Below are 14,028 nucleotides of genomic sequence, written 5' to 3'. Positions count from 1 at the left end.
GTTCTCAAACAAACGTGCGGTTTTCAGAATCCACTTCACTGGCCTGCCACAGGATACGCGCGATCACCGAGATGCAGCCGGCGAGAAACAGCGCCACGATGCTGGGCGGGGTAAAACTCAAGGTGAGCAGCCGCTGGCCAACCGGCTCGTTCATCGTGACCCAGACACTGAGCAAGGGCTCACACAGAAAATCCAGCAACACCCACAGTGCCACGGCCCGGCCTACTTTACCCAAGTGCTGCGCGGCGGCGCTGGAAAAATACTCCCCACGAGCATAGTTCTGGAACAGCTGGCGCAAATGATTCAAACCGGACACCAGCGCCATCAAGGGAATGCTGGAGAGCAGGACGCCGCCCAGTGTCTGCCACCAAGGGAACGTCGCAACGATCTCCGCCCGTCCCTCGATCTGTTGACCACTCAGGGCGAAACCAAACCCGAACGAAGCGCTTTGCACCGGGTAAAGCCACGCAGCGGTATTGAGCAGCAGTATGGCGACGATCAACAACAGGGTAAGCAATGCCATGCGCTGGCTGAGCTGGGCAAGACGTTGGGAATTCATGGATAAGCCTCTGAGAAATTTGAGGCGGAAAAATAAACGATTAATTATCGTAAAACAATCATTTTTTAATGATTAGCGATACCTTAACGCAAAGCCGGTACTGCCCCCGAAATTTCAGCAGTGGCACAATCGTTCAAGACCGCAGCAGACAGCCCGGTCACACTGGGGTAACGTATTTGCGTCCCGACCTGCGACTGACACCATGATCAAACCCTCTCTCGACTGGCTGCACCGCGCGCCCCACGCCAGTGGGCTGGAGCGTATCGAGGCGTATTTTGCCGGGTTTGGCTTCGACCCTCATCGCCACGACACTTACGCCATCGGCCGCACCTTGTTCGGCGTGCAGAGCTTTCACTATCGCGGCGGCATGACCCACAGCCTGCCGGGGCGGACCATGGTGATCCATCCCGATGAAGTGCATGACGGCTGGGCCGGCAGCGAGGAAGGTTTCAAATACCGGATGATTTACGTGGAGCCGGCGCTGATCCAGCAGGTGCTCGGCGGCAAGCCGTTACCGTTCATCCCCGGCGGATTGTCCAGCGACCCGTGGCTGTACCGCGCCAGTGAAGTGTTGCTGCAAAGCCTGGATTGCCCGATTGACCCGCTGCAGGAACAGGACGCGATGTTTGACTTGGCCCAGGCGCTGAATAACGCGTCGGGCATCACGGTCAATCGCAAGACCTTCGACTACCGGGCCGCCGAGCGCGCACGGGAATTTATCCACAGTGCCCTGGGCCGGCCGATTACCCTCGATGAAATGGCGGAATACGCCAACCGCGACCGCTGGGCGTTGTCGCGGGATTTTCGTTTGTTGTTCGGCACCAGCCCCTATCGCTACCTGACCATGCGCCGCCTGGACCTGGTGCGCAGCCTGCTGGGCCAGGGCCAGTCACTGGTGGATGCGGCACTGACCGCCGGCTTCACCGACCAGAGCCACATGACCCGCCAGTTCCGCAGCACTTTCGGCATGCCGCCGTCGCGCTGGGTGAAGATGCTCGGGCGCTGAAATCCCGCCTTGAAATGCGATCAACCTGTAGGAGCTGGCTTGCCTGCGATGGCGGTGGGTCAGTTAATAAATTGTTGGCTGACACTCCGCTATCGCAGGCAAGCCAGCTCCTACAGTTGAACTATGTCGCTGCCGAAATCGTATTCGACGCTGGAGCTCGTTCCTTAAGGGCCAACGCCAGCACCGCCCCCGCCAGGGCAATCGCCGCGCTCCACCACAACGCCAGTTCAATCCCGCCCGCCTGCGCCGCGCCCGTCGACCCTCCGGCATTCGCCAACGACACCAGCAACGCCAGCCCCAACGCACCGCCAATCTGCTGGCTGGTGGACGCCATGCCTGCCGCCACGCCCTGCTCGCCCGGCCGGATGCCCAGCCCGGCGGCCACCCACATCGCCGTCCAGGTCATGCCCTGGCCAATACTCAGGATGAAAATCCCCGGCAGCAACGACCAGAACCCCGCCCCCGTCGGCAACGCCAGGCACACCAGGGCGATACCCACCGCGCCCGCCAACTGGCCGCTGACCAGGGTGTTGCGCAACCCCAGACGCGCCAATGAACGCTCCGCCAGCCAGATACCCGCGGTGCACACCAGCGTCGCCGGCAAAAACGCCAACCCCGCCTGCAACACGCTGTAGCCGTAGACCTGCTGGTAGTACACCGCCAGAAAGTAGTACTGCACGCCAAAGCTGCTCATGAACACCGCCGTCAACACCATGGCCATGCGCAACTCGCGATAGCCCAACAAGCGTAGCGGCATCAGGGGATCACGGCCCCGGTGTTCGATCCACCCAAACAATCCGAGCAGCGCCAGCGCCAGGGCCATGCAGCCCAGGGTTGACGGCGCCGCCCAGCCCCACTCCGGCCCCTGCACCAGGGAGAACACCAGCAAGGTGCCGCCCAGCGTCACGGTCAACGCGCCGCTGATATCAAAGTTGCGCCCGCGGGCCCGTTCGCCATCGGCGGGAATCCAGTAGCGCGCCGCCAGGGCGCAGGCGCCGGCCAACGGCACGTTCACCAGGAACACCGCTTCCCAGCCCCAGGCCTGGGTCAGCACGCCGCCGAGCAACGCGCCCAATGCCAGGCCCGCCGCAGACGCCGCGCTCCACACGGCAAACGCCCGATTACGCGCGGGCCCTTCGGCGTAGTGGGTGTTGATCAGCGCCAGCGTGGCCGGGAACAACAGCGCCCCGCCCACACCCTGCACCGCCCGCGCCAGCACCAGCAGCAAGGCGCTGCCACCGAGCACCGCCGCCAGGGAAGACAGCGCATACAGCGACTGGCCAAGCATGTACAAGCGCCGCTTGCCCAACAGGTCCGCCGCCCGACCGCCCAGCAACAGGAAGCCACCAAACGCCACGCTGTAGGCACTGACCACCCACTGCAATTGCTGGGCAGAAAACCCCAGGTGGCTGCCGATTTGCGGCAGCGCGACAAACACAATGGTCGCGTCGAGGGCGATGATCAGTTGCGCGGTTGCCAGCAGCAACAGCATCCAGCCAGAGGGTCGAGAAGAAGACATCACAGCGTCCTGCCTGAAAATGAGAGGCGCCAGTTTCTTTCATGCCCAACAGATGATAAATACCCCTATCACTCTTTCAGTAATGACTTTAATCATGGATCTGAATGCTGTTCGCCTGCTGGTGCGCGTCGCCGAAACCCGCAGTTTCACTCGCGCCGCCGGAGACCTGGGGCTGACCCAATCGGGCTTGTCCCGGGCCATTTCCCGGCTGGAAAACCAGCTGGGTGTGCGCCTGCTGCAACGCAACACCCGCAGCGTCAGCCTCACGCCCGACGGGCAGATGCTGTATGAACGCAGCGCGCCGCTGCTGGCGGAACTGGCCGAAGCCGAGCGGCAAATGCTCGACCGCCGTGCCTCACCGTCCGGTTTGCTGAAGATCAGCACGCCCTCGTTGTTTGGCCGCAAGGTGGTGATGCCGGTAATCGGCGAGCTGACCCTGCAATACCCCGATCTGCGCATTGAAGCGGTAATGACCGACCGCCTGGTGGACATCGTCGACGAAGGCTTTGACGCCTTGCTGCGCACCGGCGACATCCAGGACCAACGCCTGATCGCCCGGGCACTGCCACCGCTGCGCTGGGTCACCGTCGCCTCCCCGGCTTATCTCGCGCGTTTTGGTACGCCGCAAACCGTCGATGAACTCCAGGACCACAATTGCCTGACCGTACGTAACCTGCGCACCAGCCGGCTGGTGGACTGGCAGTTCATGCTCGATGGCAGGGTGCAGGACGTGAGTGTCGAGGGGCGGTTGATCTTTGATATCGGCGATGCGCTGGTGGACGGCGCGCTGGGCGGATTCGGCATCGCCCAGGTGATGGACTTTGCGGTGCGGGAAGATCTGGCGGCCGGGCGCCTTGTGCCCTTGCTGGAGGAATTTGCCGGTCGCAGTCGGGCGATATCGCTGGTGTATCCGCCATCGCGGCAGTACTCGCCGAAGTTGACGGCGTTTGCCGAGGCGCTCAGCAAAACCCAGTGGTAACACAACCTTTGTGGCGAGGGAGCTTGCTCCCGCTCGGCTGCGCAGCAGTCGTATATCTACCGACCAAGTGTATTGGCAGGAAACAATGGGACCGCTTCGCGCTCCAGCGGGAGCAAGCTCCCTCGCCACAAAACCAGGCTGTACCGGAAGAATTGGCACTGGGCTTAAAGCTGTCGCCCATCAATCGGCTCACCAATCGTCAGGAAATGCCCGCCCGCCACATGGTGCAAGGTACGCAGCGCATCCTGCCCTTCGAAATGCCAGCGACCGTCGCTGAATACGCGCTCATCAGCCTGGGCGGCCACCACTTCGGCGAGGAACAGATCGTAGGTCTGCTGGTTATGCGGTTCCGGCAGCAAGCGGCACTCCAGCCACGCCACGCAGCCTTCGAGCATCGGCGCTGCGGTGTGTTCGCCGCTGAACGTCTGCAAGCCATATGCGGCGAACTTGTCGGTCTCGCTGCCGGTGGTGTTGCCCACGGTCTGCACGATATCGGCCTGGGCCGCACACGGTACGTTGAGCACGAAAGTGCCGGCGCCTTCGAGCAGTTGCCGGGTCCAGGTGGCCTTATCCAGCACGACGGCGACTTTGGGCGGCTCGAAATCCAGCGGCATCGCCCATGCCGCGGCCATGATGTTGCGCTGGCCGTTGTGCGCGGCGCTGACCAGTACGGTCGGGCCGTGGTTGAGCAAGCGGTAGGCCTTGGACAGCGGGACGGGACGGCGATGGTTAGGGCTCATGGACGAAAGGCTCGGAAAAAAAACCTACGATACCTCAAGCATGAGCCCGGGTGACTAGCTGCTCAGTTGATTGGCGAATTGCCCTACAGCGCTGACCACTTTCTGGGCGCCGTCCTGGATCTCGACGATCACCGTGCCCGCCTCGGCCGCCAATGCCAGCCCTTGCTCGGCCTGCAGGCGGCCATCGGTCATCAGCGCCACTGCATCGCGGGCCATGTCCTGGTTCTGGCGCACCACGCCGACGATTTCCTCGGTGGCCTTGCTGGTACGCGACGCCAGTTGCCGAACCTCATCGGCCACCACCGCAAAACCACGGCCTTGCTCACCGGCACGGGCGGCTTCGATGGCGGCGTTGAGCGCCAGCAGGTTGGTCTGCTCGGCGATGCCGCTGATGGTCTTGACGATGCTGCCAATCACCTGGGACTGGGCGTTCAGCGCTTCAATGCCCTCACCCGCCTGCTCCATGTGCTTGGCCAGGTCGCGCATCACCTCCACCGCCTGGGTGACCACGGTGGTGCCGCGCTGGGCGCTGCTGTCGGTGTGCAGCGAGGTGCTGTAGGCGATGTTGGCCGCGTCGGCCACGGCCTGTTCCTGGTTGACCTGGTCGGTGATCACCGTGGCGAACTTGACCACTTTGTACAGCCGCTCGTTGGCGTCGAGCACCGGGTTATACGAAGCCTCCAGCCACACCACCCGCCCGTGGCTGTCCACTCGCTTGAAGCGGCCCGCGACGAATTCACCGGCGTTCAGGCGCTTCCAGAACTGCTGGTACTCGACGCTGCCGGCATCCTGCGGCTCACAGAATATCCGGTGATGTTTGCCCTGGATCTGCGCCAGGCTGTAACCCATGCCGTTGAGGAAACGGTCGTTGGCCGTCAGTACATTACCGTTGAGGTCGAACTCGATCACTGCCGTGGAACGCACCAGCGCGGTGATCAGGTTTTCGTGCTCGCGGGACGCCTCGATAGTGCGGGTCAGGTCGCTGGAGTACATCGAAATATGCTTGATACGCCCGTCACTGCCACGCACCGGTTGCACGATGGAGCGCAGCCACGCCTCATTGCCGTTGCCGCGCATCAGGCGTACGGAACCGGCGAAGTGTTCGCCACGCACCAGGGCGTTCGTGAAGCGCAGTTGAAAGGTGTCGTGCTTGACGTGCGCCGGCACCAGATCCTCGATCAGGCGGCCTTGCAGCTGGCTTGCCTGGTAAGCCATCTCTTGAAGGAAGATGGCATTGACGGACTCGATGCGCCCTTCGGGATCCAGGGTCAGGGCCATCATTTCGCTTTCCAGGCTCTCCTTGACCTGCTGCAAACTGGATAATTCTTCGCGAAGAGCAGACAGCTCCTGCTTGAGACGGGTGTTGAACATGGAGGCACCGGTGGGCAAATGAGGGCGGGATCTGACCTGCATCGGCGCTGCCGGCATTTTCTTAAGAGAGCTTTAGCCCATTGCCCAACTATATTTTTTCGGCCCCTCAACTGCCGTTGTTACGGCAGATGCCCATCACTTGGTAGTGGAGCGTGTTGAGCTTGCCGGTGGAGTCTTCGTAGGTCATGCGTGACGGCACCGCGCTGCACGAGCGGATCGGCGGCGTGACATTCACCACCTTGGCAATGTCCAGCTTCATGCCGTAGCGATACACCAGCACCTCGGGCGCGGGCTTGCCCTTTCTGGCGGCGTAGGCGGCCATGGCTTGCTCATTGTTTTGCATCAATTGGGCGAAGGTGCGGTCGCCTCCACCTTCGGCCATCGCGCTGGCGGAAACGATCAGGGCCAATGCAGCGACAGTGGTTTTCAGGGTATTCATGAGGGCGTCCTCGTCTGACTTATTGAATTAAAAGTTCAGAGCAAGAATAACTAACCAAGCCTGTCGCAAAGTTCACCGAAAGATTACTTATCCGTTATGTTTTATTGAAATTCCAAAATTGTAATCTGTGCGCCACCTCGCCGTTATCTCGTGTTTGCAACTATCTGCCCGGGCACCATCACAACAAGAATGCCCCATCGATAAGAAGCTGATAGCTGCCACTACCGAGGAGCGCTACATGAGCACTAACCGCACATTTTCACTCTCCATGATTGCCGCCCTGGCGGGGCTCACCCCGCTGTCAGGCATGGCCGTGGAAGAAAAACCCGAAGGGTTTATCGAAGGCAGCACCTTGAACGTGCTGGCCCGCAACTTCTACTTCAACCGCGATGACCGCAAGGGCCAGTCGAGCCCCACCGGCAATGGCTATTCCGAAGCCTGGGCCCAGGGTTTTATCGGCAAGTTCGAATCCGGATTCACTCAGGGTCCGGTGGGTTTCGGCCTCGATGCGTTTGCGATGTATGGCCTGAAACTCGACTCCGGCACCGGCCGCAGCGGCGGCAAGGGCTCGTTCGGCGTACTGCCGGTAGACAGCGACAACCACCCCGAGGATGGCTACAGCAAGCTCGGCGGCGCGGTAAAAGTGCGCCTGCTGGATACCGTGATCAAGGCCGGTGACGTGTTCCCGCTCACCCCGGTGGTGGCCTACGGCGACTCACGGGTGTTGCCGGAAAGCTTCCGTGGCGTCACCGCGCAAAACACCAGCATTGACGGCTTGAGCTTGCAGGCCGGGCACTTGAGCGGCATGAGCCAGCCCACCCAGAGCGGCATGGATAAAGGCTTCGCGACCTTTTATGCGGGCAAGGTGGATTCACCCTGGATCGGCTATGCCGGCGGCGACTACCAGGTGAACAAACACCTCAGCGTCAGCCTGTACACCAGCCGCCTGAAGGATGCCTGGGACCAGTACTACTTCGGCAGCGCCGCCAGCTACCCGCTGAACGATGACGTGTCGCTGTTTGGCGACTTCAACTATTACAAGGCCGTGGACGAGGGCAAGAAACGCCTTGGCGAGTTCGATAACAACATCTGGAGCGCCAGGCTTGGGGTCAAGGTCGGCGCCCACAGCCTGGCCCTGTCGCACCAGCGCAACAACGGCGATGACGACTTTGACTACCTGCGCATGTCGGACTCGATCTTCCTCAACAACTCGATCCAGTACAGCGACTTCAACTCGCCCAGGGAACGCTCGTGGATGCTCGCCTATAACCTCGACATGCAGGCCTTCGGCATTCCTGGCCTGACCTTCATGACCCGCTATGGCAAAGGTACCGGCGCCGACTACAGCAACGCCAACAGCGTGTACATGCGCCGTGACGCGGCCGGCGACCCGCTGACCGATCAACGCCGCTGGGAGCGGGATATCGAGGCGAAGTACGTGGTGCAGGGCGGTAACTTGAAAGACCTGTCGCTGCGTTTGCGCCAGGCGACCGTTCGCTCAAGTGCCTTTGAGTCGGACTTGGAAGAAGTTCGGTTGATTGTCGAATACCCATTGGCAATTCTGTAAATGAACACAACGGCAAATGCTTACATTCATTTGCCGTGGACTAACATCTGTTCACAAATTGAAGCCTGTCAGAACTGTAATATGCGCCTCACCTTCTCGTTAAGTTGCGCTTCATATACTGGCCACAACTAACGGCACACGCCTTATTTGGAGAAACGTCATGAAGCCATCCCACCTGTTATTGATCAGTTTTCTCGGCGCCACTTCCACCCTCGCATTCGCCGACGACGGCGCCGACCGCTCCCGGCAGTTCCTCGCCGAGTTCCGCCAGCAACAGCAACAGGTCCACGGTGAACAGTCCGTGGCCGAGACCGCGCCCGCCGACGCACAGAAGCAGTCGATCTGAACGGCGCACACCGAGCACATTCATCTCTGAAGCTTTTGTGTAGCTCCTTTGGAAAGAGATGAATTTTTAACGCCCCGGATGGGGCGTTTTTTTTGCTCGCCCGTTCTGCAACGCAACAACCAGTCACAAACTGGCTGATTGACCCTGTAGCTACTTCAGCCTTCAGGCTTCGGAAAATTCGAATTTCAGTCTCTCTCTATCAGTAAAAGGTAAATCCCCATGCGTATCCTTGTGGTTGAGGACGAGCAAAAAACCGCCGCCTACCTGCAGCAGGGCCTGACCGAAAGCGGTTACGTGGTCGACTGCGCGGCCAGCGGCGTGGACGGCCTGCACCTGGCCGGGCAACACGCTTATGAACTGGTGATTCTCGATGTAAACCTGCCGGCCAAGGACGGCTGGGAAGTGCTTGAGCAACTGCGCCGCGACAGCAACCAACGGGTGATGATGCTCACAGCCCGTGGCCGGCTGACTGACAAGATCAAGGGCCTGGACATGGGCGCCGATGATTACCTGGTCAAACCCTTCGAATTCCCCGAATTGCTGGCCCGGGTGCGCACGCTGTTGCGCCGCAGCGAGCACATACCGGTGCCGGAAGTCTTCCGCGTGTCGGACCTTGAACTGGACCCGCGCCGCCACCGCGCCTATCGCGGCACCCGGCGCATTGACCTGACCACCAAGGAGTTCGCGCTGCTGCATGTGCTGATGCGTCAGTCCGGCGAAGTGCTGACCCGCACGCAGATTATTTCCCTGGTGTGGGACATGAATTTCGACTGCGACACCAACGTGGTGGAGGTCTCCATCAGCCGCCTGCGGGCCAAGGTCGATGACCAGAGTGACGTCAAGCTGATCCATACCATTCGCGGCGTGGGCTATGTGCTGGAGGCCCGCCAATGAAAGCCAGCAGCCTGTCGATGCGCCTCGGGCTGACGGTGAGCCTGATGGGCGCGGGCCTGGTGGTGCTGCTCGCGACACTGGCCTACCTGGCGCTGACCCACGAGCTTGAGAAACTGGCGCGCAAGGGCTTGGAAAGCAAGATGGAGCAGATCCAGCACAGCCTCGCCCTCGGCCTGGACACCCGCGACATAAAAGCCCGCCCGCATTCGCTGATGGACCTGGTGATGGGGCATGACAATTTCTACCTGACCATCGTCGGCACCGCACCCGATGAAGCGGTGCTGCTGAGCGTCGGTGCCAAGCCACAGGAACCGTTACTGACCGACTTCGCACCACGCCAGACCCTCGGTTACCTGAACTGGGACGACAGCAACGGCAACCAGGTGCTCAGCGCCTCCAGCCTGATGCGCCTGTCCAGCGGCGAACGCGTGCGGGTGCTGCTGTCCCTGGACCGCAGGGACGATCAGGCATTGCTCAGTGCTTACCTGCGTTCCACGGTGATCGCCCTGCCGCTGCTGTTGCTGCTGATCGGCATCGGCGCGTGGTGGGTGGTGCAACGCGGGCTCGCACCGCTGCAACAGTTCAGCCGCGTCGCGGCCAAGGTCACCACACAGGATCTGACCCACCGCCTGGCTGTGGATAACTTGCCCAACGAGTTGGGCGAGTTGGCGCAGGGCATCAATTTCATGCTGCAGGGCCTGGATGGCGGTGTGCAGCAGCTGTCGCAGTTCTCCGATGACCTGGCCCACGAACTGCGCGCGCCACTGACCAACTTGATGGGCAAGGCCCAGGTGACGTTGTCCCGGGAGCGCCCGCCCGAGGAGTACAAGGCGGTGCTGGAATCCAGCACCGAAGAAATGGAGCGGCTGGCGCGGATCGTTTCCGACATGCTGTTCCTGGCACAGGTCAGCCACCCGGCGGCGCGGGTTTCGTTTGCGCCCGTGTCCCTGGCCGCTGAAGCACGCCGGGTGATGGAACTGTTTGCGTTGAGTGCCGAAGACAAGCAACTGAGCCTGAGCCTTCACGGTGATGCCTCGGTGCATGGCGATCGCCTGATGATTCAGCGGGCGATTTCCAACTTGTTGTCCAATGCCATCCGTCATACGCCACACGCTTCCACGGTGTCGTTGCAGGTGGAAACCCACGGGCAGCAAGTCTCGCTGTCGGTGGGCAACCCGGGCCCGGGGATTGAAGCGCACCACCTGCCGAACCTGTTCGAGCGTTTCTACCGCGTCGACAGCAGCCGCGCCCGCTCCGAAGGGGGGACCGGGCTGGGGCTGGCCATCGTGCGGTCGATCATGACCCTGCATCAAGGCCGGGCAGAAGTCAGCAGCGAGCCCGGAGATTTCACTGTGTTTCGGTTGGTGTTTCCCCTTCATACCAACGCTATCTGCCAATAAACCATTGTGGTGAGGGAGCTTGCTCCCTCACCACAGGTTATTGGCCAGGCATCGGGCGGTCTTCCTGTTCTTCACGCCGGTGCGCCCAGTGATACAGCGCCGGCAATACCAGCAGGGTCAGCAGCGTCGACGAGATAATCCCGCCAATCACCACCGTCGCCAACGGGCGCTGCACTTCGGCGCCGGTGCCGGTGGCCAGGGCCATGGGGATAAACCCCAGCGACGCCACCAACGCCGTCATCAACACCGGGCGCAAGCGCGTCAGGGCGCCTTCGTTGATGGCCACCGACAATGAGCGCCCCTCTTCCCGCAGGTTGCGAATGAACGCAATCATCACCAACCCGTTCAGCACCGCCACCCCCGACAGCGCGATAAAACCCACGCCCGCCGAGATCGACAACGGAATGTCCCGCAGCCACAGCGCCATGATCCCGCCGGTCAACGCGAAGGGAATCCCGGTGAACACCAGCAGCCCGTCCTTGAGGTTGTTGAACATCATGAACAGCAACCCGAACACCAGCAGCAACGCCACCGGCACCACGATGCGCAAGCGCTCGGAGGCCTCCTTCAACTGCTCGAACTGGCCGCCCCAGGTGGTCCAGTAGCCCGCGGGGATTTTCACCTGAGTGTCGATGGCCGTCCCGGCTTCCTCGACAAACGAGCCGATATCCCGCCCACGCACGTTGGCGCTGACGATCACCAGGCGTTTGCCGTTTTCGCGGCTGATCTGGTTGGGGCCGAGCACCAGGTCCAGGCTGGCGACTTCCGACAGCGCGATAAAACCCAACTGCCCCGCCGCGTTATTCGCCAGCGCCGGGATCGGAATCAACAGCCGCGACAGGCCTTCGATATCGGTGCGCAGCGCGTCCGACAAACGCACGACCATATCAAAACGCCGGTCGCCTTCGTACATCGTCCCGGCCCGGCGCCCACCCACGGCGACGGCAATCGTGTCTTGCACATCGCCCACGTTCAGGCCGAAACGCGCGGCCTTGTCGCGGTCGATATTGATGGTCAGCACCGGCAGGCCGGAGGTCTGTTCCACCTTCACTTCCGAGGCGCCCTTGAGGGTTTGCAAGGTCTCGGCGATTTCCCCGGCGGTCTTGTTGAGCACCGCCATGTCGTCACCAAACACCTTCACCGCCACGTCACTGCGCACGCCGGAAATCAGTTCGTTGAAGCGCAGCTGGATCGGTTGCGACAGTTCATACACGCTGCCCGGCACAATCGCACTGGCGCGCTGGATGTCGGCGATGATTGCCTCGCGGGACTTCTTCGGGTCGGGCCACTGGTCCTTGGGCTTGAGCATCACGTAGCTGTCGGAGATATTCGGCGGCATCGGGTCGGAGGCGATTTCCGCGGTGCCGGTGCGGGCGAATACCCGCTCGATTTCCGGCACCTCGGCCATCAAGGTCTTTTCCAGTTGCTGCTGCATCTGTACCGACTGCGTCAGGCTGGTGCCCGGCACCCGCAACGCTTGTTGGGCGAAATCACCCTCGCTGAGGCTGGGGATAAATTCGCTGCCCATGCGACTGGCCACCAGGCCCGACGCAACGATGGCCAGCACCGCCAGGCCGAACACCAGCGGCCGGCGCGCCATCACCCAATCCAGCACCGGCGCGTAGACACGGCGTGCGCTGCGCATCACCAGGTTTTCCTCTTCCTTGACCTTGCCGGTGACGAACAGCGCAATGGCCGCCGGCACGAAGGTTACGGACAGAATCATTGCCCCCAGCAGCGCGATCACCACGGTGAACGCCATCGGGTGGAACATCTTCCCGGCCACCCCGGTGAGGGCGAAGATCGGCAGGTACACCACCATGATGATCAGTTGCCCGAAGATCAGCGCGCGCCGCGCTTCCTTGGCCGCCGCAAACACTTCATGCAGGCGCTCGCTGCGGGTCAGCAATCGCCCGTGGCGCTGCTGGGCGTGGGCCAGGCGGCGGATGGCGTTTTCGACGATCACCACCGCGCCATCCACGATAATCCCGAAATCCAGCGCGCCGAGGCTCATCAGGTTGGCGCTGACCTTGTTGGTAAACATCCCGGTAAAGGTGAACAACATGGCCAGGGGAATCACCATCGCGGTGATCAGCGCAGCGCGGATATTGCCGAGGAACAGAAACAGCACCGCCACCACCAGCAGCGCCCCTTCGAAGAGGTTTTTCTTCACGGTGCTGATGGCTTTTTCCACCAGGTTGGTGCGGTCGTAGACGGTGACGGCCACCACACCTTCAGGCAGCGAACGGTTGATCTCTTCGAGTTTTTTCGCGACCGCCAGGGACACCGTGCGGCTGTTTTCGCCGATCAACATGAACACCGTGCCCAGCACCACTTCGCGGCCATTCTCCGTGGCGGCACCGGTACGCAGCTCGCGGCCAATGTCGACCTGGGCGACGTTGCGCACCCGAATCGGCGTACCGTCGGAAGTGGTGATGACGATGTTGGCAATGTCGTCGATGGACCCGACTTGCCCCGGCGCACGGATCAGCAATTGCTCGCCACTGCGCTCGATGTAGCCGGCGCCGACGTTGGCGTTGTTGCGCTCCAGCGCCGTGACCAGGTCGCCCAAGGTCAGGTTGTAGGCCGCCAGGCGCTTGGGGTCCGGGGCGATCTGGTATTCCTTGGCAAAGCCGCCGATGGTGTTGATCTCGGCCACCCCCGGCACGTTGCGCAGTTGCGGCTTGATGATCCAGTCCTGGATCACCCGCAGGTCGGTCGGCGTATAGGCTGAGCCGTCCTCCTTGCGCGCGCCGTCTTTCGCCTCCACGGTCCACAGGAAGATTTCCCCGAGCCCGGTGGAGATCGGCCCCATCATGCTTTCGATGCCATCGGGCAGTTGCTCGCGAGCCACCTGCAAGCGTTCGTTGACCAGCTGGCGGGCGAAGAACAGGTCGGTGCCGTCCTTGAAAATCACCGTGACCTGGGACAAGCCCGAGCGCGACAGCGAGCGGGTCTGCTGCAAGCCCGGCAGCCCGGCCATGGCGGTCTCGATGGGAAAGGTGATGCGCTGCTCGGTTTCCAGCGGCGAAAAACCCGCCGCCGCCGAGTTGATCTGCACCTGGACGTTGGTGATATCCGGCACGGCGTCGATGGGCAATTTCTGATAGCTGGCGATACCGACACCGGCCATCAACAGCACCGCCAACAGCACGATGATGCGCTGCTCGATGGCGAATTGGATAAGGCGCTCAAACATGGGAAATCA

The 14,028-nt window shown here is 61.8% G+C and carries 11 protein-coding genes and 2 pseudogenes; 6 read left to right on the top strand and 7 right to left on the bottom strand.

The window, feature by feature from the left end; translation table 11 throughout:
* Positions 1-4: 4 nt before the first annotated feature.
* Positions 5-559 carry a DUF2975 domain-containing protein gene (locus tag HX801_RS21215; RefSeq protein WP_087693784.1) on the bottom strand — a complete coding sequence of 185 codons (555 nt, stop codon included), beginning with the start codon at positions 557-559 and terminating at the stop codon, positions 5-7.
* A gap of 202 nt (positions 560-761) precedes the next feature.
* On the opposite strand from HX801_RS21215, the gene HX801_RS21210 reads away from it, so the two are divergent.
* Entirely contained in the window at positions 762-1,565 is an 804-nt protein-coding gene (locus HX801_RS21210) for an AraC family transcriptional regulator (RefSeq protein WP_076014932.1), read from the top strand.
* 121 nt (positions 1,566-1,686) lie between these two features.
* Here the strand turns inward: HX801_RS21210 and HX801_RS21205 are convergent, their stop codons facing one another.
* Positions 1,687-3,057, bottom strand: a complete 1,371-nt coding sequence (locus tag HX801_RS21205) for an MFS transporter (RefSeq protein ID WP_371316579.1) — start codon at positions 3,055-3,057, stop codon at positions 1,687-1,689.
* Positions 3,058-3,178: 121 nt separating this feature from the next.
* On the opposite strand from HX801_RS21205, the gene HX801_RS21200 reads away from it, so the two are divergent.
* Positions 3,179-4,063: a LysR family transcriptional regulator gene (locus HX801_RS21200; RefSeq protein ID WP_134325734.1), complete on the top strand. Its 885-nt coding sequence runs from the start codon at positions 3,179-3,181 to the stop codon at positions 4,061-4,063.
* Positions 4,064-4,227: 164 nt separating this feature from the next.
* Here the strand turns inward: HX801_RS21200 and HX801_RS21195 are convergent, their stop codons facing one another.
* The 4 genes and pseudogenes from HX801_RS21195 to HX801_RS21185 form a co-directional block, all read right to left on the bottom strand.
* Positions 4,228-4,803: a flavin reductase family protein gene (locus tag HX801_RS21195; RefSeq protein WP_177022677.1), complete on the bottom strand. Its 576-nt coding sequence runs from the start codon at positions 4,801-4,803 to the stop codon at positions 4,228-4,230.
* Positions 4,804-4,857: 54 nt separating this feature from the next.
* Positions 4,858-5,286, bottom strand: a pseudogene (locus HX801_RS32315) (methyl-accepting chemotaxis protein); the annotation flags it as partial.
* Positions 5,287-5,397: 111 nt separating this feature from the next.
* A pseudogene (locus tag HX801_RS32310) lies at positions 5,398-6,081 on the bottom strand (PAS domain-containing protein); the annotation flags it as partial.
* A 199-nt stretch (positions 6,082-6,280) separates the two neighbouring features.
* Complete coding sequence (locus tag HX801_RS21185; protein ID WP_177022676.1) at positions 6,281-6,613, bottom strand: DUF2790 domain-containing protein; 333 nt, start codon at positions 6,611-6,613, stop codon at positions 6,281-6,283.
* 238 nt (positions 6,614-6,851) lie between these two features.
* Between HX801_RS21185 and HX801_RS21180 the strand changes: the two genes are divergently transcribed.
* From HX801_RS21180 to HX801_RS21165, 4 genes are all read left to right on the top strand, one after another.
* Entirely contained in the window at positions 6,852-8,180 is a 1,329-nt protein-coding gene (locus HX801_RS21180) for an OprD family porin (protein ID WP_134325732.1), read from the top strand.
* A 160-nt stretch (positions 8,181-8,340) separates the two neighbouring features.
* Positions 8,341-8,526 (top strand): hypothetical protein, encoded by a 186-nt coding sequence (locus tag HX801_RS21175; RefSeq protein ID WP_008437498.1) that lies wholly within the window; start codon positions 8,341-8,343, stop codon positions 8,524-8,526.
* A 219-nt stretch (positions 8,527-8,745) separates the two neighbouring features.
* Positions 8,746-9,420, top strand: a complete 675-nt coding sequence (locus tag HX801_RS21170) for a heavy metal response regulator transcription factor (protein WP_003214417.1) — start codon at positions 8,746-8,748, stop codon at positions 9,418-9,420.
* A complete protein-coding gene (locus HX801_RS21165; RefSeq protein WP_177022675.1) occupies positions 9,417-10,820 on the top strand; it encodes a heavy metal sensor histidine kinase in 1,404 nt (467 codons plus the stop codon). The genes HX801_RS21170 and HX801_RS21165 overlap by 4 nt, the downstream gene beginning before the upstream one ends.
* Positions 10,821-10,857: 37 nt before the next feature.
* On the opposite strand, the gene HX801_RS21160 is transcribed toward HX801_RS21165, so the two are convergent.
* A complete protein-coding gene (locus HX801_RS21160) occupies positions 10,858-14,019 on the bottom strand; it encodes a CusA/CzcA family heavy metal efflux RND transporter (protein ID WP_177022674.1) in 3,162 nt (1,053 codons plus the stop codon).
* Between the last annotated feature and the right edge of the window lie 9 nt (positions 14,020-14,028).

Origin of the sequence: Pseudomonas sp. G1002 (assembly GCF_013385455.1) — a bacterium.
Classification (GTDB): domain Bacteria; phylum Pseudomonadota; class Gammaproteobacteria; order Pseudomonadales; family Pseudomonadaceae; genus Aquipseudomonas.
The sequence above is the reverse complement of the archived record's forward strand: the minus strand, read 5'-3'. Positions and strand labels throughout refer to the sequence as shown.

Coding starts and splice junctions, on each gene's coding strand:
- HX801_RS21215 (WP_087693784.1), bottom strand. CDS start 559: ATGAATTCCCAACGTCTTGCCCAGCTCAGCCAGCGCATGGCATTGCTT.
- HX801_RS21210 (WP_076014932.1), top strand. CDS start 762: ATGATCAAACCCTCTCTCGACTGGCTGCACCGCGCGCCCCACGCCAGT.
- HX801_RS21205 (WP_371316579.1), bottom strand. CDS start 3,057: ATGCTGTTGCTGCTGGCAACCGCGCAACTGATCATCGCCCTCGACGCG.
- HX801_RS21200 (WP_134325734.1), top strand. CDS start 3,179: ATGGATCTGAATGCTGTTCGCCTGCTGGTGCGCGTCGCCGAAACCCGC.
- HX801_RS21195 (WP_177022677.1), bottom strand. CDS start 4,803: ATGAGCCCTAACCATCGCCGTCCCGTCCCGCTGTCCAAGGCCTACCGC.
- HX801_RS21185 (WP_177022676.1), bottom strand. CDS start 6,613: ATGAATACCCTGAAAACCACTGTCGCTGCATTGGCCCTGATCGTTTCC.
- HX801_RS21180 (WP_134325732.1), top strand. CDS start 6,852: ATGAGCACTAACCGCACATTTTCACTCTCCATGATTGCCGCCCTGGCG.
- HX801_RS21175 (WP_008437498.1), top strand. CDS start 8,341: ATGAAGCCATCCCACCTGTTATTGATCAGTTTTCTCGGCGCCACTTCC.
- HX801_RS21170 (WP_003214417.1), top strand. CDS start 8,746: ATGCGTATCCTTGTGGTTGAGGACGAGCAAAAAACCGCCGCCTACCTG.
- HX801_RS21165 (WP_177022675.1), top strand. CDS start 9,417: ATGAAAGCCAGCAGCCTGTCGATGCGCCTCGGGCTGACGGTGAGCCTG.
- HX801_RS21160 (WP_177022674.1), bottom strand. CDS start 14,019: ATGTTTGAGCGCCTTATCCAATTCGCCATCGAGCAGCGCATCATCGTG.